The following is a 19,879-nucleotide window of genomic DNA, read 5'->3' as shown; positions in this document are numbered from 1 at the left end:
ACCTGTTTATTACAGTTATCGAAATAAATCATACTCGGATGAAAGTAAAGGAATTTTTCTATAATCGTCAAAATTTACGTTTTTCGTCTCGACCAAGGCTAGGTATCACCACGGTTATCCACAGAATCTGTGGATAAGATCTATTCCTGTTCAGGCTCGATCCTTTTGACCCGTGTTTGACCCGATTGGGTAAAGTTGACCGCAATATTCAGCCGAAGCGTGGTGGTAATGGAGATGGTCATCATGACAAATATCGCTACCATGATCATCACTTGGTATTTGATCGCAATGATAGGGCTTGCTCCGCCTAAAATTTGACCAGTCATCATCCCTGGTAACGTCACCAGTCCGCTGGTGGTCATTGAGGCTAATGTGGGTGCCACGGATTTTTGAATCGCTTCGCGAACAAAAGGCAGGGTAGCAAAGCTGGGTGGCGCGCCCAGTGAGATCGCCGCTTGGTACTCTGAATTGCGCTGCTCAAAGGCGGTGTAAAAATGTTGCAGCGCGACGATATTGCCGCTCAAACTGTTGCCCAGAAGCATGCCAGCGAGCGGAATTAAGTACTGAGCGTGATAAAACGGCGTGGGTCTCACGACCAAAGCGGTGATAATCAGCAACACTGGCGTCAGGCCGACGATGAGGCTTGTGGTGACGACCGCCATCAATGGCCGGCGAGGTAAACGCGCTTTGTTGATGATGGAACTGGCGCCAATCAAAATCATCACGGCGAGCCAGAGCACATTGACCAGCGGGCTATTGAGTTCAAACAGGTATTCGAGATAGACCCCAACCAGGGCCAGTTGCAGCGTCATTCTCGCGACGCCTATGAGCGCATCTTTGCCAATGTTCAGTTGATAGTAGCGACTGATAGAGAGCGGAACGCTCAAAGTAAGAAAAAACAGCCCAAGAATGGGCCAAGGAATATCCACCACACTGCTCATTATTCATCTCCATATTCGCGTTTATTCTACACCATTGCGTTCATTGTGACAGATTGGCCGCTGCGCTCGGATTGAGCCCGTAATTCCCGTTTCTCACTAATAATAATTTAACAATTTGTTGGGAAGTTGAGCGCTCAGGCTTACGTTTTTTAAGCCAGTTTGAAAGTGAAATGTTATGTGAGTAACCGTTTTTTAACTCTTTCTTCTTGTTCATATTTCTTCACAAATGCACCTTATTTAACACATAAAATCGCAATCCATCACATCTCTGTGTCAGCTCAAAAAAGTGTCGAATAGTCGCTGTGATGGGCTTGAATTCGATTGAACCCCACAGAATGTGTGGTCTACCATTACGTCTATCAGTTGTACGAAATTTGTGCGTATCGATCAGCGCTCAAAGTGAGCATCAGTGACAGGGCAGGCAAATGTATGAGTAATGTTAAGAAAATAGAGAGTGGCGAAAAGCGCTCCTTGGAGTGGAAATCGTTCCTCTTCATCACAGTGATTCTTTTCCCCGTGTTGAGTGTCGTACTGGTGGGTGGATACGGATTCATCGTCTGGATGCTACAGGTCTTTTTCATGGGACCACCGGGAACGCACGGTTAATGACGCACGGTTAAACCAAGAACCATCACTGACGTTAAGAATAAGATGAAAGAGAAAGAATGATGAAAGCACTAATTGTTAAGCTGTGGCGAACCATGACTCGCCCTGCAGTTCATATCAGCCTAGGTGTGCTCACCATGGGTGGCTTTATTGCTGGGGTGATTTTCTGGGGTGGATTCAACACAGCGCTAGAAGCGACCAACACCGAAGAGTTCTGTATCAGTTGTCACACCATGCGTGACAACGTCTATGTTGAGCTGCAAGAAACCGTGCACTGGAAAAACCATTCAGGGGTTCGCGCAACCTGTCCTGACTGTCACGTACCTCACAACTGGACGGATAAAATTGCACGTAAAATGCAGGCCTCCAAAGAGGTGTTTGCGCAGGTGTTTGGTGATCTCGATACGCCTGAGAAATTTGAAGCGCGCCGTCTTGAGTTAGCCCGTCACGAATGGGACCGTTTCTCGGCCAATGGATCACTGGAGTGTAAAAACTGTCACAACTACGAATCGATGGATTTTGATTTGATGTCGCCAACCGCGCGCATTCAAATGCAATCCGCGGCTGAGCGCGATCAAAGCTGTGTGGATTGTCACAAAGGCATTGCGCACCACTTACCGAACAATATGGAAGCGGCGAGCGGCATTGTGGGGGATCTTGAACAGGTCGCTAACGGCACCTCATACAATGTGGGCAACTCTGTGGTTTCGATTCGTCACTTGCCTCTCTATACCGACGAAAGCGCGACCACCGAAGCGGGCCTACTTAGCCCAGCAAGCCAAGTGGCAATTGTGGAAACAAAGGGCGACATGATCAAAGTAGAGATCGACGGCTGGCGTAAGGCGAAAGGCTTTGGACGTGTCATTCAAGAAGATTTTGGTATGAACATCTCAACGGCCATTTTGACGCGTGATGTTTCTCAAGGTGACCAAGTGGTGACAGGGGAAAGCAAAGAAGACGAACTCACGGGTTTGCCATGGGAAAAAGTGGCCGTGGACTTGTGGATGAAAAAAGAGTCGATGGTCTCGGATTTCGAGCCGATTTGGAGCGCTGCCGGCCAAGCGTATCAAACCAACTGCTCGACGTGTCATACGCAGCCTGATGAGGCGCACTTTAGTGCCAATGGCTGGGTGGGGATGCTCGATGGCATGATTGCCTTCGTCAACTTTGACACTGATACCGAAGCCTTAGTGCTCAAATACCTGCAAAAACACTCTTCTGATTTCTCAGATGGTCACCACTAATTCGCGGCAATGGAGTAACAAATAATGGCAATCACAAGAAGAAGTTTTCTAAAAGGTGTCGCGGGAACCAGTGCTGCCTCCTTGATTGGGCCGAGCTTATTGACGTCGGCTGCGGCGCACGCCGGAGAAGTGGAGGGTACCTGGAAGGTATCTGGCTCACACTGGGGCGCATTTCGCGCCCGTATCTGGGGCGGGAAAGTACAAGAAATCAAGCCGCTTGAAGTCGATAAGTACCCAACCGATATGCTAAATGGCATCAAAGGGATCATCTACAGCCCCTCTCGTGTACGCTACCCTATGGTGCGTTTGGATTGGTTGAAAAAGCATAAGTACTCGACCGATACACGCGGCAACAACCGTTTTGTTCGAGTCACTTGGGATGAGGCTCTGGATCTCTTCTATCGTGAGTTGGAACGCGTGCAAAAAGAGTATGGCCCTTGGGCTTTGCACACTGGACAAACTGGTTGGCGTCAAACCGGTCAGATGCACAGCTGTAACAACCATATGCAGCGTGCGATGGGTTTGCATGGTTACTCCGTGAAAAAGGTCGGCGACTATTCAACCGGCGCGGGGCAAACTATTTTGCCTTATGTGTTGGGTTCCACCGAGGTGTACGCGCAAGGCACATCATGGGATCTGATCCTCGAAAACAGCGACAACATCGTGTTGTGGGGTAACGATCCGGTCAAAAACCTACAAGTGGGCTGGACATGTGAAACGCACGAGTCGTTTGCCTATCTTGAGCAGTTGAAAGAAAAAGTCGCGCAGAAGCGCGTCAATGTCATCTCCGTTGATCCAGTACGCAACAAAACTGCGCGCTATCTAGGTAATGAGTTGCAATACATCCACCCGCAAACGGATGTGCCTTTTATGCTTGCAATCGCGCACGTGCTGTACAACGAAGATCTGTACGACAAAGCCTTCATTGATACCTACTGCCTCGGTTTTGAAGAGTTTATTGACTACGTGCAAGGTAAGACTAAAGACAAGGTCGAAAAAACACCCGAGTGGGCGGCAGAGATTTGCGGCGCATCCGCCGACGAGATTCGCCAATTTGCGCGTATGCTTGTGAATGGCCGCACTCAGATTTTGGTCGGTTGGAGTATCCAACGTCAGGAGCACGGTGAGCAGCCATATTGGATGTGCGCCGTGATTGCTGCAATGGTGGGGCAGATTGGTTTGCCTGGTGGCGGTATCTCTTACGGCCACCATTACTCAGGTATCGGTGTATCCTCGACGGGATTTGCCGCGCCAGGATCGTTTCCGCTCAACATCGATCAAGGTCAAGAGCCGAAACATACCAATCAAGATTTCAACGGCTATAGCCGCGTGATTCCGGTGGCGCGTTGGGTGGATGCCTTGCTCGAGCCGGGTAAGCAGATCAACGCCAATGGTGCTGTGGTCACTCTGCCCGACATCAAAATGATGGTGTTCAGTGGCAACAACCCTTGGCATCACCATCAAGACCGCAACAAAATGCGCCAAGCGTTCAAAACACTGCAAACCGTGGTAGCGATTGACTTTGCTTGGACGGCCACTTGCCGTCACGCTGACATCGTCTTGCCCGCCTGTACTCAGTTTGAGCGTAACGATATTGATGGTTACGGTGCGTACTCTGGCCGTGGCTTAATCGCTATGCATAAGCTGGTTGATCCGTTGTTCCAGTCGAAAACCGACTTTGACATCATGACGGAACTGACGCGCCGTTGGGGTCGTTCTGAGGATTACACGCGTGGTATGAGCGAGATGGAGTGGGTAAAATCGCTCTATGATAACTGCCGTGAAGCCAACAAAGGCAAGTTTGACATGCCTGAATTTGACGTGTTCTGGCAGCAAGGTTTCCTCGATTTTGGTCAAGGTCAACCTTGGGTTCGTCACGCTTCGTTCCGTGAAGACCCGGAAATCAACGCGCTGGGCACGCCATCGGGCTTTATTGAAATCACCAGCCGCACTATCGGTAATATGGGCTATGAGTTCTGCCAAGAACACCCGATGTGGTTTGAAAAATCCGAGCGCTCGCACGGCGGCCCTGGTTCAGAGCAGTACCCTTACTGGCTACAATCGTGCCATCCGGACAAGCGTCTGCACTCACAGATGTGTGAATCAGAAGCGTTTCGTGCGACCTACGCGGTGCAAGGGCGTGAGCCTATCTACATCAACCCAACCGATGCTAAACGCAAAGGCATCAAAGAGGGCGATGTGGTTCGAGTGTTCAACGGCCGAGGTCAGCTACTTGCTGGCGCCGTGTTGACCGATAGCTACGCCCCAGGCGTGGTACGTATCGAAGAGGGCGCATGGTATGGGCCACTCAACGAAAAAGTGGGCGCGTTGGATACCTACGGCGATCCGAATACGCTGACTCAAGACATCCCGTCCTCTGAGCTAGCGCAAGCGACCTCTGCCAACACTTGTCTGGTGGACTTCGAAAAATACAGCGGCACATTACCGCCAGTGACCGCCTTCGGCGGGCCTATTGAGGTCATGTAGCACCCATGTAGCCAGCAAAGACCAGCATCGCGCTGGTCTTTTCCTATTTTGGTGACCTGATAACTCCCTGTTTTGGGAATAATGGTTATTCCTATCAGTTCGAGCACGATAACCGCATAATTCGCCACGTTTAATTCCAATAATCAGTGAAAGGGACATCGCTGAACAACTTTGTGGAGATGGCGATGAGCAACAAACCTCTATTCGCACTGAGCGCGTTGGCGTTGGTGCACTTTAATGCAGTAGCCAATGAAGATGTGCAGGACATGTCGGATCCGTTGGCGGTCTATACCCAGGCGGGTGTCGGTTATACCGACAAAGGTCTGAACCTGAAACTCGGTCAAGCGTACGACACCGGCAATCCAACCACGATGGCGATGCACATCGCAGAGGTGAAAGGCTTCCTTGGTGAAGATCTTGGCTGGAATGGCGGCACACGTTCAGACAACGACAACAGCATCGATAGTTTACGCTACCGCCACTTCAGCGTGGATATGACTAACGGTCGTGGCTCGCAGGTGGACGTGAATCTTGGATTCCAAAACACAACGCCAAACGGCGAGGCAATGGGTACTCAAGGCAGCGTCTCTTACAGTTTTATTCAAGCGTTGCCTAAAATGGGCCCGGTAAACTTCTACCCATTGGCAGGAGCGGGCGTCGCATTTGGTGAAAATCGCCAAGCTGCGACAGATAACCAAGCGCAAGATCGCTGGGACATTCACGGCACATTCTATGTTGTGGGTATGTACAGCAAAATCGAAGTGACTGAGAGCATCTGGATCAACTACAACCCAATGTACCTAGGCACCATGTCTGGCTCAAGCTTCTACAAAGACAATGCTTTTGGTGCAGGTGAAGATACCCTGTACGCGCACGAAGCGGCGGTCTCTTACCAAATCAACCCACGCGCCAACGTTCGTTACTTTGCCAACTGGAACGAGAACGTCAACTACGCGAAAGGCGATCACCGCATCGAATTTAACTACCAGTTCTAACGTTCAATGCGTTTTGTATGGTCAATGCCGCTTCCTGTGAAGCGGCATTTTTCGTTGCGCCGAAATTTGGCGAAAACAAAAACCATCACATATAGTGATAAAAGTGTGATTTGCAATAGATTTGTTGGTTAGACAGGCACGGTGAGCAGTGCTGTAATGTCAATCGTTGTGGTGAGAGGTAACGAGATGGGCCAAGTGATTCGATTAGATAACGAGCAGGTGCTGTATGTGCCGAGCCGCGATCTTGATGCGGTGGCAGAGGGCAACGAAGTCCACTTTCGCTTCCAAGGCTTAAGTAATGATCCATTCGGCTCACACTACGCACTGTTCTCAACTGATTTTCAGTTTGAGCGTCAGGCAACGGTACTTGGTGATGGCTTTCAAATGCTCGCTCAAACCACCGGCACCATCGACAAGCCGGTGGATATCGGTCGCTGCCCCGACAACAGCGCGAGCTATCGGCTCTATGGCTCCAACGAACCTAAACGCTATTACAACTATCTGGTGGTCGAAGACTCGCTGGGCTACACCTTGTTTGGTTTTACCTCTTGTCGGCGTTTCGCCGGCTATTTTGAGGTGAGAGAGCAGAAGGGTACGCGTACCCTCACGGCTTACATTGATGGTGAGAATACCCACCCTAGTGATTGGAGCTATAGCGAACTCGAATCGGTTGTTGTGCTACAAGGCTCTTCACTTTCCGGACTGTATGAAACCTTCAGTGACTGCATTGCCGAACATCATCCACCGCGTGCAGGTGTTGATGGTGTCTCGCCGCTGGGCTGGTGCTCTTGGTATGCCTATTATGCGCAAGTCAAAGAGCAGCAGATTCGCGACAATGTGCGCTGCATGAAAGAGAACATTAAGCCGCTCGAGTACGTGTTAATTGATGATGGCTATCAAGCGTTTATGGGCGATTGGCTTTCGCCATCTGAGCAGTTTCCGTCTGGGCTTGCGTCCTTGATTGAGGAGATAAAGCGCAGCGGCAAAAAGCCTGCGATTTGGGTCGCGCCTTTTATTGCCGAGGGCAACTCAACCATTTTTCGCCAGCATCCAGATTGGTTTGTCACCCATGACAATGGCCAGATCATGAAAGCAGAAGACGTCACCTATGCGGGCTGGCGATGTACGCCTTGGTATCTGCTCGATACGACTCACTCGGATGTGCAAGATCATCTCACCCATGTGTTTAAGACCATGCGTGAAGAGTGGGGGATTGAGCTGTTTAAGCTTGATGCTAACTATTGGGGAGCGTTAAAAGGTCACCGTTGGCAGTCAGGCATTACTGGGGTGGAAGCCTACCGAATGGGGATGGATGCCATTGCTCAAGGGGCAGGCGATGCGTGGCTACTGGGCTGCAATGCCCCAATGTGGCCGTCGCTAGGCATGGTAGATGCGATGCGCGTATCCGATGATGTCGAGCGAGACCCAAGGCGATTTGAACAAATCGCCAAAGAGACCTTCTACCGCAGTTGGCAGCATCGCAAACTGTGGCAAATCGACCCCGATTGCGCGACGTTGGTCTCGTTGCCCAATCAGGCAGCGGAACGTCAAGCGTATGAATTCCATCGTGATGTGTTATTAGCCAGTGGCGGATTACTGCTCTCTGGCGACCCTCTACCGGATCTCACCACATTCGCGAAAAAGACCCTAGCGAAACTGGTGATGCGACACAACCACAATCAAGACGCCGCCAAGTTTACCGCGTTTAACCTTCATCATGGGTTTTTGAAACTGACTGAGCGTAACGACTTACACTGCTTATTTAACTACCACCAAACCGGCCGAGAAGTCACGCTGACCTCCGATTACCCAGTGTATTGGTTTGATTATTGGAGTGGCGAGAAGCTGACCGCTGAGCCTGAGCAAGTGATTGAAGTGACGCTTGAGGCGGGCTTATCGAGCCGCGCGATCATTACCGCCCCGTCTTGATGCTTTACGCTACATATTCCCCCATCGATTGGGTAGAATGACGTTTTTTGCCAATCTAGGATCTCAATGTCGATAATTTTAGGAATCGATCCGGGCTCAAGAATTACCGGATATGGCGTGATTCGCCAAACAGGTCGACATCTTCACTACCTCGGCAGCGGTTGTATACGCACGTCAGAATCGGAATTACCCGGCAGGCTCAAGCAAATTTACGCGGGCGTTTCGGAGATCATCACCCAGTTTCAGCCCGATGTGTTCGCTATTGAACAGGTCTTTATGGCGCGCAATGCCGACTCCGCACTTAAATTAGGTCAAGCCCGGGGCAGCGCTATTGTGGCGGCGGTAAATGCTGAGTTGCCGGTGTACGAATACGCTGCGCGTCTTATTAAACAAGCTGTGGTGGGTAATGGCGGCGCGGATAAAGAGCAAGTGCAGCACATGGTTCAGTCGATGCTCAAACTGCCAGCCAAACCACAGGCGGACGCCGCCGATGCGCTGGGTGTGGCGATTTGTCATGCCAACACCAACAAAACCTTGGTGGCGCTCGCGGGAAAAGCGACCAGCGCACGACGAGGACGCTACCGCTAGTTTTTTACTGGCTATATATCCAGTTCTTTATTATCATCAAACCACTTTTATACAGCGAATAGGACGAACCAGTGATTGGACGATTGCGCGGCATTTTAATTGAAAAACAACCCCCAGAGCTGCTGATTGAAGTTAGCGGGATAGGCTATGAAGTTCAAATGCCCATGAGCTGCTTCTATGAATTGCCCAACATTGGTGAAGAAGCGATCATCTACACACACTTTGTGGTTCGTGAAGATGCGCAGTTGTTGTACGGCTTTAATACCGTCAAAGAGAGAGCGCTGTTTCGTGAAGTGATCAAAGCCAATGGCGTAGGGCCAAAACTGGGTCTCGGCATTTTATCGGGTATGACGGCGAGTCAGTTTGTCGCCTGTGTCGAGCGAGAAGATGTCTCTACCCTGGTCAAGCTGCCTGGAGTAGGCAAAAAAACCGCAGAACGATTGGTGGTTGAGATGAAGGATCGCCTCAAAGGCTGGGGAGCGGGCGACTTGTTCACGCCACATACTGATGCCGCGCCGATGGATTCGGCGACACAATCAAGCCAATCGAACGCGGAAGAAGAGGCGATCAGTGCGCTGCTTGCGCTTGGCTACAAGCCAACCCAGGCGTCTAAAGTGGTATCGCAGGTGAAAACGCCAGAGATGAGCAGCGAAGAATTGATTCGTGAAGCGCTCAAATCTATGGTCTAGCCCATTGAAAGGTAAACAGTCATGATTGAAGCGGATCGCCTGATTGCCCCAGACAATGCTGTCTACAAAGAAGAAGACGTCATTGACCGTGCAATACGCCCGAAAAAGCTCGAAGATTACCAAGGCCAGGATCATGTCCGTGATCAAATGGAAATTTTCATCAAAGCCGCTAATTTGCGTAGCGAAGCCCTCGATCACTTGTTGATCTTTGGTCCTCCGGGTCTGGGTAAAACCACGCTGGCGAACATTGTGGCTAACGAGATGGGCGTTAACATTCGTACCACCTCGGGGCCAGTACTTGAAAAAGCGGGCGATCTGGCCGCCTTGTTAACCAATCTCGAAGAAAATGATGTGTTGTTTATTGATGAGATACACCGCTTGAGCCCAATGGTTGAAGAGGTGCTCTATCCTGCAATGGAAGACTATCAGCTTGATATCATGATTGGTGAAGGCCCGGCGGCGCGGTCGATTAAAATTGATTTGCCGCCGTTCACCTTGATTGGCGCTACCACGAGAGCCGGGTCGTTGACGTCGCCACTGCGCGATCGTTTTGGTATTACTCAGCGTTTGGAGTATTACAAAATCGCCGATTTGCAGCACATTGTCCAGCGAAGTGCCGATTGTCTAGGGCTGTCGATGGATGCGGAAGGGGCGCTTGAAGTCGCGCGCCGTGCGCGAGGCACGCCTCGTATCGCCAACCGACTGCTACGCCGCGTACGTGACTACGCTGAAGTAAAAGGCAATGGCCATATTTGCGCTGACACCGCAGACAAAGCGCTCAATATGCTTGATGTTGATGCCAAAGGCTTCGATTACATGGATAGGAAATTACTGCTCGCCATTATGGAGAAATTTGGTGGCGGACCGGTTGGCCTCGACAACATGGCGGCAGCGATAGGTGAAGAGAAAGACACCATCGAAGACGTTCTTGAACCTTACCTCATTCAACAGGGGTATCTGCAACGCACACCAAGAGGTCGTATTGCGACCGATCGAGCTTATCTCCATTTTGGTATCGACAAGTCTTAGCGAGTCAATGCCCAATCGTGAATGAAAACTAAGTTTGCATAACCAGCTCCGATGAGCTGGTTTTCTATTTTTTGGTGATCAATGTCACAAATGTAAATTCTTTGCTACCCCTTTATGGTTAATGAAATAAGGTGTTTTGTTAATCGCTTGTTCTGCATAAAAATGAATTCGACCCGTCTAATTACGCCCCATTAACATCCGCGCTGATTTTCTTTTGATACAGATCAATTTGATGGAAAATTAATCAAAAATGCGGCACTAAAGTTGATACAAATCAAAGCGGACAGTTTCTATAAACCTTTTGAAACGCAGAATTTTTAGCAGTAATATTAGTTCCAGCTATATTAGCTGATGCTTAACAATTAACTAACTGTTACGGTACATTTTTGCAACAGTAAGCCGTTATCTGATAACAACTTTTAAGATTGGATAACGAATAATCATGCTGCATCAATGGAAGTAAAGTGTCTTCAGCCGGCACAAAAGGAGTAATCAATGTTCGATATTGACGTAGTGGATCTGTCGCGGTTGCAGTTTGCATTAACCGCGATGTATCACTTCCTCTTCGTACCGTTGACTCTCGGAATGGCGTTCTTACTCGCCATCATGGAGTCTCTGTACGTGATGACCGATAAGCAAATCTACAAGGACATGACCAAGTTCTGGGGTAAGCTGTTTGGTATTAACTTCGCCCTAGGTGTAGCAACGGGCCTGACCATGGAATTCCAATTCGGAACCAACTGGTCTTACTATTCTCACTACGTAGGTGACATCTTTGGTGCGCCTTTGGCCATCGAAGCACTGGTTGCCTTTTTCCTCGAATCCACCTTTGTCGGCTTATTCTTCTTTGGCTGGGACAGGCTCTCTAAGCGTCAACACTTAGCCGTCACTTGGCTCGTTGCGCTTGGCTCCAACTTTTCGGCGTTGTGGATCTTGGTGGCCAACGGTTGGATGCAAAACCCAGTCGGCGCAGAGTTCAACTTCGAAACCATGCGTATGGAAATGGTGAGCTTTGCCGAAGTGGTGCTCAACCCAGTGGCGCAAGTCAAATTCGTTCACACGGTCGCTTCAGGTTACACGACGGGCGCGATGTTCGTGCTAGGCATCAGCTCTTACTACCTATTGAAAGGTCGTGACGTTGCGTTTGCGCGTCGTTCGTTTGCGATTGCGGCTTCTTTCGGTATGGCGGCGATTTTGTCGACTATCGTTCTTGGCGATGAGTCAGGCTACGAATTGGGTGAAGTGCAGAAAGTGAAACTTGCGGCAGTTGAAGCTGAGTGGCACACAGAGCCAGCCCCAGCGGCCTTTACTCTGTTTGGTGTCCCTAACCAAGAGACCATGCACACCGATTACGCAATTAAGATCCCTTACGTTATGGGTATTATCGCGACACGTTCGTTTGATGAGGAAGTGACGGGCCTTCGTGATTTGCGTGATCAGCACGTCGAGCGTATCCGCACTGGTATGCTTGCTTATGAGCTGTTAGAGAAGCTGCGCGCTGGTGACCAATCTGCTGAAAACGTTGCGGCGTTTGACGAAGTGAAGGGCGACCTTGGCTACGGCTTGCTGCTCAAGCGTTACACCGACAACGTTGTCGATGCTTCAGAAGAGCAAATTCAAGCGGCGGCGGATGACTCCATTCCTACTGTTTGGCCTCTATTCTGGTCGTTCCGTATTATGGTGGCGTGTGGTTTCATCATGCTGTTTGTCTTTGGCGCGGCGTTTATCCAGACCTGTCGTCAGAAAATCGAACAGAAAGCGTGGATCCACAAAGCGGCGCTATTTAGTATCCCATTGCCTTGGATTGCGGTTGAAGCGGGGTGGTTTGTCGCCGAGTTTGGTCGTCAGCCTTGGGCTGTGGGTGAAATCCTACCAGTTCACGTTGCTGCATCAGCGTTGACTGCGGGTGAAATCTGGACGTCGCTGTTTGCCATTTTGGCGCTTTACACCGTGTTCTTGATTGCAGAGGTCTACCTGATGGTGAAATTTGCACGCAAGGGACCGAGCAGCCTGAAAACAGGTCGCTACCACTTCGAGCAAGATGCTAACTCTGTTGAAGACAAAGTTAGTCGCCAAGTAGAAGCTTAAGGCAAGGAGAAACACAGATGTTTGAATACGAAATCTTGCGATTGATTTGGTGGGTACTGATTGGTGTTCTACTAATAGGCTTCGCCATTACTGACGGTTTCGATATGGGGGTTGGTGCGCTGGTCCCTGTTATCGGCAAAAATGACAACGAACGTCGTGTCATGATCAACTCTATCGCCCCGCACTGGGACGGTAACCAAGTGTGGTTGATTACCGCGGGTGGCGCGCTGTTTGCCGCTTGGCCACTGGTGTACGCGACCTCGTTCTCCGGTTTCTATCTGGCGATGATCGTGACGTTGGCAGCACTCTGGTTGCGTCCGATTGGGCTTGATTACCGCTCTAAGATTGAAGATCCTAAATGGCGTAACACTTGGGATATCTGTATCTCAATCAGCGGTTTTGTCCCACCGATTATCTTTGGTGTGGCGTTTGGTAACTTGCTGCAAGGGGTTCCGTTCCAACTCAATGAGTTCTTGATGCCGACCTATCACGGTTCCTTCTTTGGCTTGTTGAACCCATTTGCTCTGCTGTGTGGCCTAGTGAGCTTGTTTATGATCATCATGCAAGGTGCAACCTGGCTACAGATGAAAACCACCGATGACGTGCACGCTCGTGCTCGTGGCGCAGCTCAACTGATGGGTCTACTGACAGCGGCTGCCTTTGTGGGCGCGGGTTTTTGGGTACAAAGCATTGATGGTTATGTGATCACTAGCGTGATTGATGGCAATGCGGCGTCAAACCCACTCAATAAAGAAGTGGTGCGTGAAGCTGGCGCATGGATGAGCAACTTTGAAACCTACCCACTGATGTGGCTAGCGCCTGCACTGGGTGTGGCGATGCCTCTGTTGGCGGTAGTGGCGTCTCGATTTGAAAAAGGCGGCTTTGCCTTCTTGGCATCGAGCCTTGGTAATGCGGGCGTCATCTTGACCGCGGGTTTTGCCATGTTCCCATTCGTGATGCCATCGGACTTAATGCCAAGTCACAGCCTAACCATGTGGGATGCGACGTCATCTGAGCTCACACTGAACCTAATGACCGCGGTTGCGGCCGTGATGGTACCTGTGATTTTGGGTTACACATCGTGGACCTACTACAAAATGTTTGGCCGTCTCGATAATAAATACATCGAAGACAACAAAAACTCACTCTACTAAGGAGCAACAATTATGTGGTATTTCGCATGGATTCTGGGTGTACTCTTAGCGTGTGCGTTCGGCATCATTAACGCGCTTTGGTTAGAGCACTCAGAAATGATGGACAAAGACAGTGAGTAATCTCACTGCGCGTGTCACTAAGTGGCATGCGCCAATGGATAAGACCCTATTTCGGGTCTTATCTTTGGTGTTGGGTTTTTACCATGTCGCTATGGTGATGTGGGATCCAGAACGCTACGCTGCATCCATTGGCGGTTTTAATGCCGTGATCTCACCGCTGATGATTTGGGCCATTTGCTCAAGCATGGTGTATGGCATTGGCTTTAAGCCGCAGAAATGGGTTTGGCAGTGCCTGTTTAGCCCCTATTTCTGTTTGAGTGTTTTGGGCTACCTCACCGTAGTGAGATTGCTCTAAACGCGATCCCCTCACCGCAGGCGAACCCGTCCGCTCATTCCATGAGCGAAATAGCACTACTGATTGAAAGGTAGTGCTATTTTTTTGTTTCAATCTTTGAAAAGCGCCGATAAGCCCTTGCGTAAACCCCAATGAGTTGCGTTATAGTAACAAACCGTTTGTGATGGGCTTGCGCCCTTTCTCCGGTGGGACCGATAGGCACAAGGAGCCGAGATGACATTTGAATGGCCAGTGACGGTCTACTACGAAGATACCGATGCCGGTGGCGTGGTATATCACTCCAACTACTTAAAGTACTTTGAACGCGCGCGAACCGAGCTACTTCGCACTATCGGCGTATCGCAACAGCGTTTACTGGAACAAAAGTTGGGTTTTGTAGTCCGACACATGGATATCGACTTTTTACACGGAGCGCGTCTAGACGACCATCTCAAAGTGCTGACGCGCGTCGAAGAAATCAAAAAAGCATCGCTCACATTCTGTCAGGAAATCGTTAATCCTGAAGGAAGGTCATTGTGTAAAACAATGGTTAAGGTAGCATGTATTGATAATGAGAAAATGAGGCCAACGGCGATACCTCAGTCAATAATTACGGAGTTTACACACGGTGACCGCTGATATTTCCATGCTGGATCTGTTCCTGCAAGCAAGCTTGCTGGTAAAAATGGTCATGCTGATTCTTTTGGGCATGTCGATTGCCTCTTGGGCGATGATCATCAAGCGCAGCAAAGTGCTTTCGCAAGCCGCCAAAGAAGCGGAGACGTTTGAAGATAAGTTCTGGTCGGGCACCGATCTTTCTGTCCTTTATCAAGCGGCCAATAAGCGCAAAGATGAACTGGCCGGAACGGAAGAGATTTTCTACTCGGGCTTCACAGAGTTTGCTCGCCTACGCAAATCTAACGCTGATTCGCCGGACTACATTATGGAAGGCACGGGGCGCTCGATGCGCGTCGCAGTCGCTCGCGAAGTCGATGAGTTAGAAACACATCTGCCGTTTCTTGCGACCGTTGGCTCCATCAGCCCTTATATTGGTTTATTTGGCACGGTTTGGGGCATCATGCACGCCTTCATTGCACTGGGTGAAGTGAAGCAAGCGACGTTAGCTATGGTGGCGCCAGGTATCGCCGAAGCATTGGTAGCGACTGCGATGGGTCTGTTTGCTGCTATTCCTGCGGTAATGGCGTACAACCGCCTGAGCAACAAAGTGGGCAAGCTTGAGCACAATTACGCCACCTTCTCCGAAGAATTCCACAGTATCTTGCATCGTCAAGCGATGGCCGGAAGAGACAAAGCGTCCAAGGAATAAGCGCGATGGCAGGCTATCAACCGAAAAAGCGTAAGATGACCGCAGAGATCAACGTCGTGCCTTACATTGACGTGATGTTGGTACTGCTGATCATCTTTATGGTGACTTCACCGTTTGTCACGCAAGGGGTCGATGTTGAGCTACCTAAGACCTCCACCGCCAAACCTGCCTCAGAAATGGCGGGAGACAGCGACGCGAGCTTCATCATTGTCGAAATCGACCGAGATGGAAACTTGGGGCTAAGTGTCAACGACGAAGACGTGGTGCGCGGCTTATCACTGCAAGACATTATCGTGCGAGTTAAAGCGGAGCTTTCACTTAAGCCCGACTCACCGGTAGCGGTGGGCGGCGACGCGGCCACCCCTTATGCCGAAGTTGTCTTGGTGCTGGATGAGCTCAGCCGTGCGGGCATTCCTAAAGTCGGCCTTCTGACAGACATCAAAGAGTAAGTGCTCCTAATCTATGAAAGAAAAGAAGTCTCTATTTCGTGAATACAAAAAGCCCATACTGATTTCAGTTGGGCTTCATGCGGCTTTGGTGGTGGCACTGATTTGGGGAACGGATTTCACCATGTCGACGCCAAAACCAACGGGCCAGCTCGTGCAAGCGGTGGTCATAGACCCCAGTGCGGTCCGCGCGCAAGCACAGCAAATTCGCAGCCAGCGTGAAGAGGCCGCGAAAAAAGAGCAAGAGCGTCTCGATAAGCTACGCCGAGAAAGCGAGAAGCTCGAGCAGAACCGTAAAGCGGAAGAAGAGCGCATTCGCAAGCTAAAAGAGCAGCAAGCGCAAGAAGCCAAAGCGGCGCGCGAAGCAGAAAAACGCCGTGTTGAGAAAGAAAAGCAGCGCGAAGCGGAAGAGCAGCGCGTAGCCAAACTTGAGGCGGAACGCAAAGCGAAAGAAGAAGCGGTGAAGAAAGCAGAGCAAGAACGCTTAGCCAAAGAGGCGGCGATTGCTAAAGCAGAACAAGAGCGTGTCGCTCGTGAGAAAGCCGCGCAAGAGGCGCAAGAAAAGGCGCGTCGTGAGCGTGAAGCGGCGGAAAAAGCGGAACAAGAACGCATAGCGAAACAAGAAGCAGCGAAGAAGGCTGAGCAAGAGCGGATTGAAAAAGAGCGTGCAGCCAAAGAAGCCGCAGAAAAAGCGCGTCAAGAGCAGGAGCGTTTGCAGCGACTGGAACGTGAGCGCAAAGAGCAAGAGGCGGCGCTTAACGATATCTTCGCTGGCCTAGAGTCAGAGTCACAGAGTAACAGTAGTGCGCGTTCACGCCATGTAGCCAGTGAAGCGGAGCGCTACGGAGCGATTTACACCCAGCTGATCCAGCAGAATTTATTGCTTGAGGACAGTTTTCGGGGAAAGTCTTGTTTGGTTAACCTGCGCTTGATACCCACGGGATCGGGCGCGATTGTTGGTAATTTGAGCGTTCGAGAGGGTGACAGCCGTTTGTGCGCCGCGACCAAGAGTGCGGTTGCAAAAGTCGGCACCTTTCCGCTGCCAACCGACCAAGACATAGTGAACAAGTTAAAAGACATCAACTTACGAGTAATTCCTGAGTAATTCAGGATTGAGTAAAAGGAAATGCTTGTGTTAAAGCGATTAGTATTAGGATGGGTGCTCACCACTATGAGCCTGTTTCAAGTAGCCAACGCGGCCTTGGAACTTGTTATTACCGACGGTATTGATTCTGCGCGTCCCATCGCGATTGTGCCTTTCCAATGGGAAGGGGCAGGCAAGTTACCTGAAGATGTGTCTAACGTGATTGCATCTGACTTGCAGCGCAGCGGTAAATTTAGCCCAGTTGCCACCAGTAAAATGCCACAAACGCCGTATAACGAATCTGACGTCAACTTTGATGCTTGGACGAGCATCGGTGTGGATGCTCTCGTCACCGGTAGCATTAGCCAAAATGCGGAAGGCAACTACGTGATCAACTACCAGCTAGTGGATGTGGTACGTGGTCAGTTGACGCAAGGGCAGAGCAAAGCGCTCAGCGACGATGGTCAATTGGTCCTATCAAAAGATCACGTGCTGTTTAACAAGCGTGCCACCGTACCGGGCGATCGCATGCGTGAGTACGCGCACCGCATTGCCGACCTTGTCTACCAAGAGCTAACCGGTGAACGCGGCGCCTTTCTGACCCGTATTGCCTATGTGGTTGTCAATGACAAAGAGGCGTTCCCTTATCAGCTTCGCGTCGCCGATTATGATGGCTACAACGAGCGTTTAGTGCTGCGCTCCAAACAACCATTGATGTCACCAGCTTGGTCACCGGACGGTCAGCAGCTTGCCTATGTGAGCTTCCAAAACGGCCAAGCAGAAATCTACATCATGAACATTTACACCGGCAAGCGTGAAAAAGTGACCTCTTATCCGCGTCACAATGGGGCGCCACGATTCTCACCAGACGGCAGTAAGTTGGCGTTGGTGCTGTCAAAAACCGGTAACTTGCATGTGTATACTCTGGACCTAAACAGTCGCAAGTTAACTCAGGTGACGACGGGTCGCTCGAATAATACGGAGCCGTTTTGGCACCCAGATGGTAAATCTCTGATCTTTACCTCGGATCGGGGTGGAAAACCTCAGATTTATCAAGTAGATTTGGCAAACGGGTCATCCAGTCGAATCACTTGGCAAGGAAGTCAAAATTTAGGTGGACAAATCACGCCTGATGGTCGTTTTCTTGTGATGGTTAACCAAAGCAACACCGGTTTTAACCTTGCAAAACAAGACCTAGAAACAGGGGCGGTACAAATCCTAACGAAAACACTGCTCGATGAATCTCCGAGCATAGCGCCAAACGGTGGCATGGTGATTTATAGTTCGATCTATAACAAAGCCAATGTGCTGTCCATGGTCTCCATCGATGGGCGTTTTAAAGCGAGATTACCAGCGACAAACGGACGTGTTCGTGCACCTGCATGGTCACCATTTTTGTAGCAAGTAAATACCTAAAATAAGGAAAATCAACAATGCAACTTAATAAAGTGTTTAAGGGGCTTCTAATTGCGCTTCCTGTCCTTGCAGTTACAGCATGTAGCTCAAGCGACGACGCAGCTAACGCTTCTGGTTCTGAAACTAACCAATCAGTTCAAGGTTCAGCGAACGGTACAGATACCACTATGGTCTCTCCTATCGATCAAAACGCTCAACTCTCTGAGCAAGAACTAAAAGAGCAAGCGCTACGTGAAACGCAAACTATCTACTTTGCTTTCGACAATGCAACTATCGCAGCAGATTACGAAGAGATGCTAGCAGCACACGCGGCATACCTAAGCAAAGATCCTGCGCTTAAAGTGACTATCGAAGGCCACGCGGATGAGCGCGGTACGCCTGAGTACAATATTGCCCTAGGTGAGCGTCGTGCGGAAGCCGTAGCGAAATACCTACAAGCACTTGGTGTTCAAGCTGATCAAATCGCTATCGTAAGCTACGGTGAAGAGAAACCTCTTCTTCTTGGTCAGTCAGAAGATGTTTACGCTAAGAACCGCCGCGCTGTTCTAGTGTACTAATTCGAGGATTGCCTCATGTTCAGTAACTTAAAGCGAGCGTTTACGCTGACGTTACTGGCAAGTGCAGCGAGCTCTGTGCTCGCTGCACCAGCCCCAGTATCTGATCTCGGCAGTAGTGGCAACGGCGCTGCGTCGACATCCGTTGTGCGTAGTAACGAGTCAGACGTAGAGCGTCTTGAACGCTTATTAGAAAACCGCAACCGTGTGCAGCTACAAATGCAGCAGCAACTTGATGGTATGGCGCTAGAAATTAGCGACCTTCGCGGACAAATCGAAAAGAATAATTACGACATGCAGCAAATGCTGCAACGTCAACGTGAGCTGTTTATCGAACTTGATAAGCTGCGCGCTCAAGCCAGCGCCGCGCCTGCTGTGGTGCCTGCTGATGCCGCAGACAACGAGCCGACCGGCACATTCAGCTCCGATGCGAGCGAGCAAGAAGCCTATCAAAACGCCGCCGATCTCGTGCTGAAAAAGCGCGATTACACCGGCGCTATCGCTGCATTTAAACAGTTCCAGCAAGACTACCCAGATTCTAGCTTTGCGCCTAATGCCCACTACTGGTTGGGGCAGCTCTATTTCGCGAAGAAAGAAGACAAAGAAGCCGTGAACAGCTTTGCCGCTGTGATTGCCTACCCAGAGTCCAATAAGCGTGCAGACGCACTGCTCAAATTGGGTGACATTGCTAAGCGCAACAACAATGAAGCGCAGGCGAATAAGTACTACCAACAGGTGGTCGATGAGTACCCTACCAGCGCATCCGCCAATATGGCAAAGGAACGCATGTAGACTCTGTCTCGTTGCGTGTCTCGTCGCCCTGGGGCAACACATCATCAACAAGAAGGAGCGCGTGTCGCTCCTTCTTCATTTTGGGTTCGATAGCCTTTGTCTCTTACGCATAAGCA

General features: G+C 50.2%; 20 protein-coding genes. 19 read left to right on the top strand and 1 reads right to left on the bottom strand.

Translation table 11 applies throughout. From position 1 onward, the window contains the following. Window positions 1–140: 140 nt before the first annotated feature. Window positions 141–941 (bottom strand): ABC transporter permease, encoded by an 801-nt coding sequence (locus tag AC6R0S_RS00600; protein ID WP_500636999.1) that lies wholly within the window; start codon window positions 939–941, stop codon window positions 141–143. 429 nt (window positions 942–1,370) lie between these two features. Between AC6R0S_RS00600 and torE the strand changes: the two genes are divergently transcribed. The 19 genes from torE to ybgF all read left to right on the top strand — a co-directional run bounded on the left by torE (window position 1,371) and on the right by ybgF (window position 19,763). Further along, window positions 1,371–1,547, top strand: a complete 177-nt coding sequence (gene torE / locus AC6R0S_RS00595; RefSeq protein WP_500631929.1) for a trimethylamine N-oxide reductase system protein TorE — start codon at window positions 1,371–1,373, stop codon at window positions 1,545–1,547. 62 nt (window positions 1,548–1,609) lie between these two features. Beyond that, window positions 1,610–2,791 carry a pentaheme c-type cytochrome TorC gene (gene torC, locus AC6R0S_RS00590; RefSeq protein ID WP_334551479.1) on the top strand — a complete coding sequence of 394 codons (1,182 nt, stop codon included), beginning with the start codon at window positions 1,610–1,612 and terminating at the stop codon, window positions 2,789–2,791. A 24-nt stretch (window positions 2,792–2,815) separates the two neighbouring features. Further along, window positions 2,816–5,278 carry a trimethylamine-N-oxide reductase TorA gene (gene torA, locus AC6R0S_RS00585; protein WP_500636998.1) on the top strand — a complete coding sequence of 821 codons (2,463 nt, stop codon included), beginning with the start codon at window positions 2,816–2,818 and terminating at the stop codon, window positions 5,276–5,278. Between the two features lie 185 nt (window positions 5,279–5,463). Next, window positions 5,464–6,273: a hypothetical protein gene (locus AC6R0S_RS00580; RefSeq protein ID WP_500636997.1), complete on the top strand. Its 810-nt coding sequence runs from the start codon at window positions 5,464–5,466 to the stop codon at window positions 6,271–6,273. A 186-nt stretch (window positions 6,274–6,459) separates the two neighbouring features. Then, the gene (locus AC6R0S_RS00575) at window positions 6,460–8,202 is read left to right on the top strand and encodes a glycoside hydrolase family 36 protein (RefSeq protein WP_500637019.1); all 1,743 of its coding nucleotides are present in this window, start codon (window positions 6,460–6,462) and stop codon (window positions 8,200–8,202) included. 66 nt (window positions 8,203–8,268) lie between these two features. Continuing rightward, a complete protein-coding gene (gene ruvC / locus AC6R0S_RS00570; RefSeq protein WP_487902666.1) occupies window positions 8,269–8,790 on the top strand; it encodes a crossover junction endodeoxyribonuclease RuvC in 522 nt (173 codons plus the stop codon). Between the two features lie 71 nt (window positions 8,791–8,861). Beyond that, the gene (gene ruvA, locus AC6R0S_RS00565; protein WP_487902665.1) at window positions 8,862–9,479 is read left to right on the top strand and encodes a Holliday junction branch migration protein RuvA; all 618 of its coding nucleotides are present in this window, start codon (window positions 8,862–8,864) and stop codon (window positions 9,477–9,479) included. Window positions 9,480–9,500: 21 nt separating this feature from the next. Continuing rightward, on the top strand, window positions 9,501–10,508 hold the full coding sequence (ruvB, locus tag AC6R0S_RS00560; RefSeq protein ID WP_334550969.1) for a Holliday junction branch migration DNA helicase RuvB: 1,008 nt from the start codon (window positions 9,501–9,503) through the stop codon (window positions 10,506–10,508). A 495-nt stretch (window positions 10,509–11,003) separates the two neighbouring features. After that, entirely contained in the window at window positions 11,004–12,596 is a 1,593-nt protein-coding gene (gene cydA, locus AC6R0S_RS00555; protein ID WP_500636996.1) for a cytochrome ubiquinol oxidase subunit I, read from the top strand. A 17-nt stretch (window positions 12,597–12,613) separates the two neighbouring features. After that, the gene (cydB, locus tag AC6R0S_RS00550; protein WP_500636995.1) at window positions 12,614–13,750 is read left to right on the top strand and encodes a cytochrome d ubiquinol oxidase subunit II; all 1,137 of its coding nucleotides are present in this window, start codon (window positions 12,614–12,616) and stop codon (window positions 13,748–13,750) included. 12 nt (window positions 13,751–13,762) lie between these two features. Beyond that, window positions 13,763–13,870 carry a cytochrome bd-I oxidase subunit CydX gene (gene cydX / locus AC6R0S_RS00545; RefSeq protein ID WP_000270284.1) on the top strand — a complete coding sequence of 36 codons (108 nt, stop codon included), beginning with the start codon at window positions 13,763–13,765 and terminating at the stop codon, window positions 13,868–13,870. Beyond that, window positions 13,863–14,165: a cyd operon protein YbgE gene (gene ybgE / locus AC6R0S_RS00540; protein ID WP_500631935.1), complete on the top strand. Its 303-nt coding sequence runs from the start codon at window positions 13,863–13,865 to the stop codon at window positions 14,163–14,165. Before cydX ends, ybgE begins: the two co-directional genes overlap by 8 nt. A 213-nt stretch (window positions 14,166–14,378) precedes the next feature. Continuing rightward, window positions 14,379–14,783, top strand: a complete 405-nt coding sequence (gene ybgC / locus AC6R0S_RS00535; RefSeq protein WP_334550962.1) for a tol-pal system-associated acyl-CoA thioesterase — start codon at window positions 14,379–14,381, stop codon at window positions 14,781–14,783. Further along, entirely contained in the window at window positions 14,773–15,471 is a 699-nt protein-coding gene (tolQ, locus tag AC6R0S_RS00530; RefSeq protein ID WP_500631936.1) for a protein TolQ, read from the top strand. The genes ybgC and tolQ overlap by 11 nt, the downstream gene beginning before the upstream one ends. Before the next feature lie 5 nt (window positions 15,472–15,476). Continuing rightward, window positions 15,477–15,920 (top strand): ExbD/TolR family protein, encoded by a 444-nt coding sequence (locus AC6R0S_RS00525; RefSeq protein ID WP_487902661.1) that lies wholly within the window; start codon window positions 15,477–15,479, stop codon window positions 15,918–15,920. Between the two features lie 13 nt (window positions 15,921–15,933). Beyond that, window positions 15,934–17,022 carry a cell envelope integrity protein TolA gene (gene tolA / locus AC6R0S_RS00520; protein WP_500636994.1) on the top strand — a complete coding sequence of 363 codons (1,089 nt, stop codon included), beginning with the start codon at window positions 15,934–15,936 and terminating at the stop codon, window positions 17,020–17,022. A gap of 27 nt (window positions 17,023–17,049) precedes the next feature. Beyond that, complete coding sequence (gene tolB, locus AC6R0S_RS00515) at window positions 17,050–18,402, top strand: Tol-Pal system beta propeller repeat protein TolB (protein ID WP_334550956.1); 1,353 nt, start codon at window positions 17,050–17,052, stop codon at window positions 18,400–18,402. Between the two features lie 32 nt (window positions 18,403–18,434). Next, on the top strand, window positions 18,435–18,974 hold the full coding sequence (gene pal / locus AC6R0S_RS00510) for a peptidoglycan-associated lipoprotein Pal (protein WP_334550954.1): 540 nt from the start codon (window positions 18,435–18,437) through the stop codon (window positions 18,972–18,974). Window positions 18,975–18,989: 15 nt separating this feature from the next. Further along, on the top strand, window positions 18,990–19,763 hold the full coding sequence (gene ybgF / locus AC6R0S_RS00505) for a tol-pal system protein YbgF (RefSeq protein ID WP_500631938.1): 774 nt from the start codon (window positions 18,990–18,992) through the stop codon (window positions 19,761–19,763). Window positions 19,764–19,879 lie beyond the last annotated feature (116 nt).

It is taken from the genome of Vibrio sp. R15-SG3-ISO1B, assembly GCF_059833835.1.
Note: the sequence above shows the minus strand (reverse complement) of the source record. Positions and strands in the feature narration are given on the sequence as shown.

Bases quoted from the DNA above. Each gene is read 5' to 3' on its own strand.
- AC6R0S_RS00600 (WP_500636999.1), bottom strand. From the start codon at position 941: ATGAGCAGTGTGGTGGATATTCCTTGGCCCATTCTTGGGCTGTTTTTT.
- torE (WP_500631929.1), top strand. From the start codon at position 1,371: ATGAGTAATGTTAAGAAAATAGAGAGTGGCGAAAAGCGCTCCTTGGAG.
- torC (WP_334551479.1), top strand. From the start codon at position 1,610: ATGAAAGCACTAATTGTTAAGCTGTGGCGAACCATGACTCGCCCTGCA.
- torA (WP_500636998.1), top strand. From the start codon at position 2,816: ATGGCAATCACAAGAAGAAGTTTTCTAAAAGGTGTCGCGGGAACCAGT.
- AC6R0S_RS00580 (WP_500636997.1), top strand. From the start codon at position 5,464: ATGAGCAACAAACCTCTATTCGCACTGAGCGCGTTGGCGTTGGTGCAC.
- AC6R0S_RS00575 (WP_500637019.1), top strand. From the start codon at position 6,460: ATGGGCCAAGTGATTCGATTAGATAACGAGCAGGTGCTGTATGTGCCG.
- ruvC (WP_487902666.1), top strand. From the start codon at position 8,269: ATGTCGATAATTTTAGGAATCGATCCGGGCTCAAGAATTACCGGATAT.
- ruvB (WP_334550969.1), top strand. From the start codon at position 9,501: ATGATTGAAGCGGATCGCCTGATTGCCCCAGACAATGCTGTCTACAAA.
- cydA (WP_500636996.1), top strand. From the start codon at position 11,004: ATGTTCGATATTGACGTAGTGGATCTGTCGCGGTTGCAGTTTGCATTA.
- cydB (WP_500636995.1), top strand. From the start codon at position 12,614: ATGTTTGAATACGAAATCTTGCGATTGATTTGGTGGGTACTGATTGGT.
- cydX (WP_000270284.1), top strand. From the start codon at position 13,763: ATGTGGTATTTCGCATGGATTCTGGGTGTACTCTTAGCGTGTGCGTTC.
- ybgC (WP_334550962.1), top strand. From the start codon at position 14,379: ATGACATTTGAATGGCCAGTGACGGTCTACTACGAAGATACCGATGCC.
- AC6R0S_RS00525 (WP_487902661.1), top strand. From the start codon at position 15,477: ATGGCAGGCTATCAACCGAAAAAGCGTAAGATGACCGCAGAGATCAAC.
- tolA (WP_500636994.1), top strand. From the start codon at position 15,934: ATGAAAGAAAAGAAGTCTCTATTTCGTGAATACAAAAAGCCCATACTG.
- pal (WP_334550954.1), top strand. From the start codon at position 18,435: ATGCAACTTAATAAAGTGTTTAAGGGGCTTCTAATTGCGCTTCCTGTC.
- ybgF (WP_500631938.1), top strand. From the start codon at position 18,990: ATGTTCAGTAACTTAAAGCGAGCGTTTACGCTGACGTTACTGGCAAGT.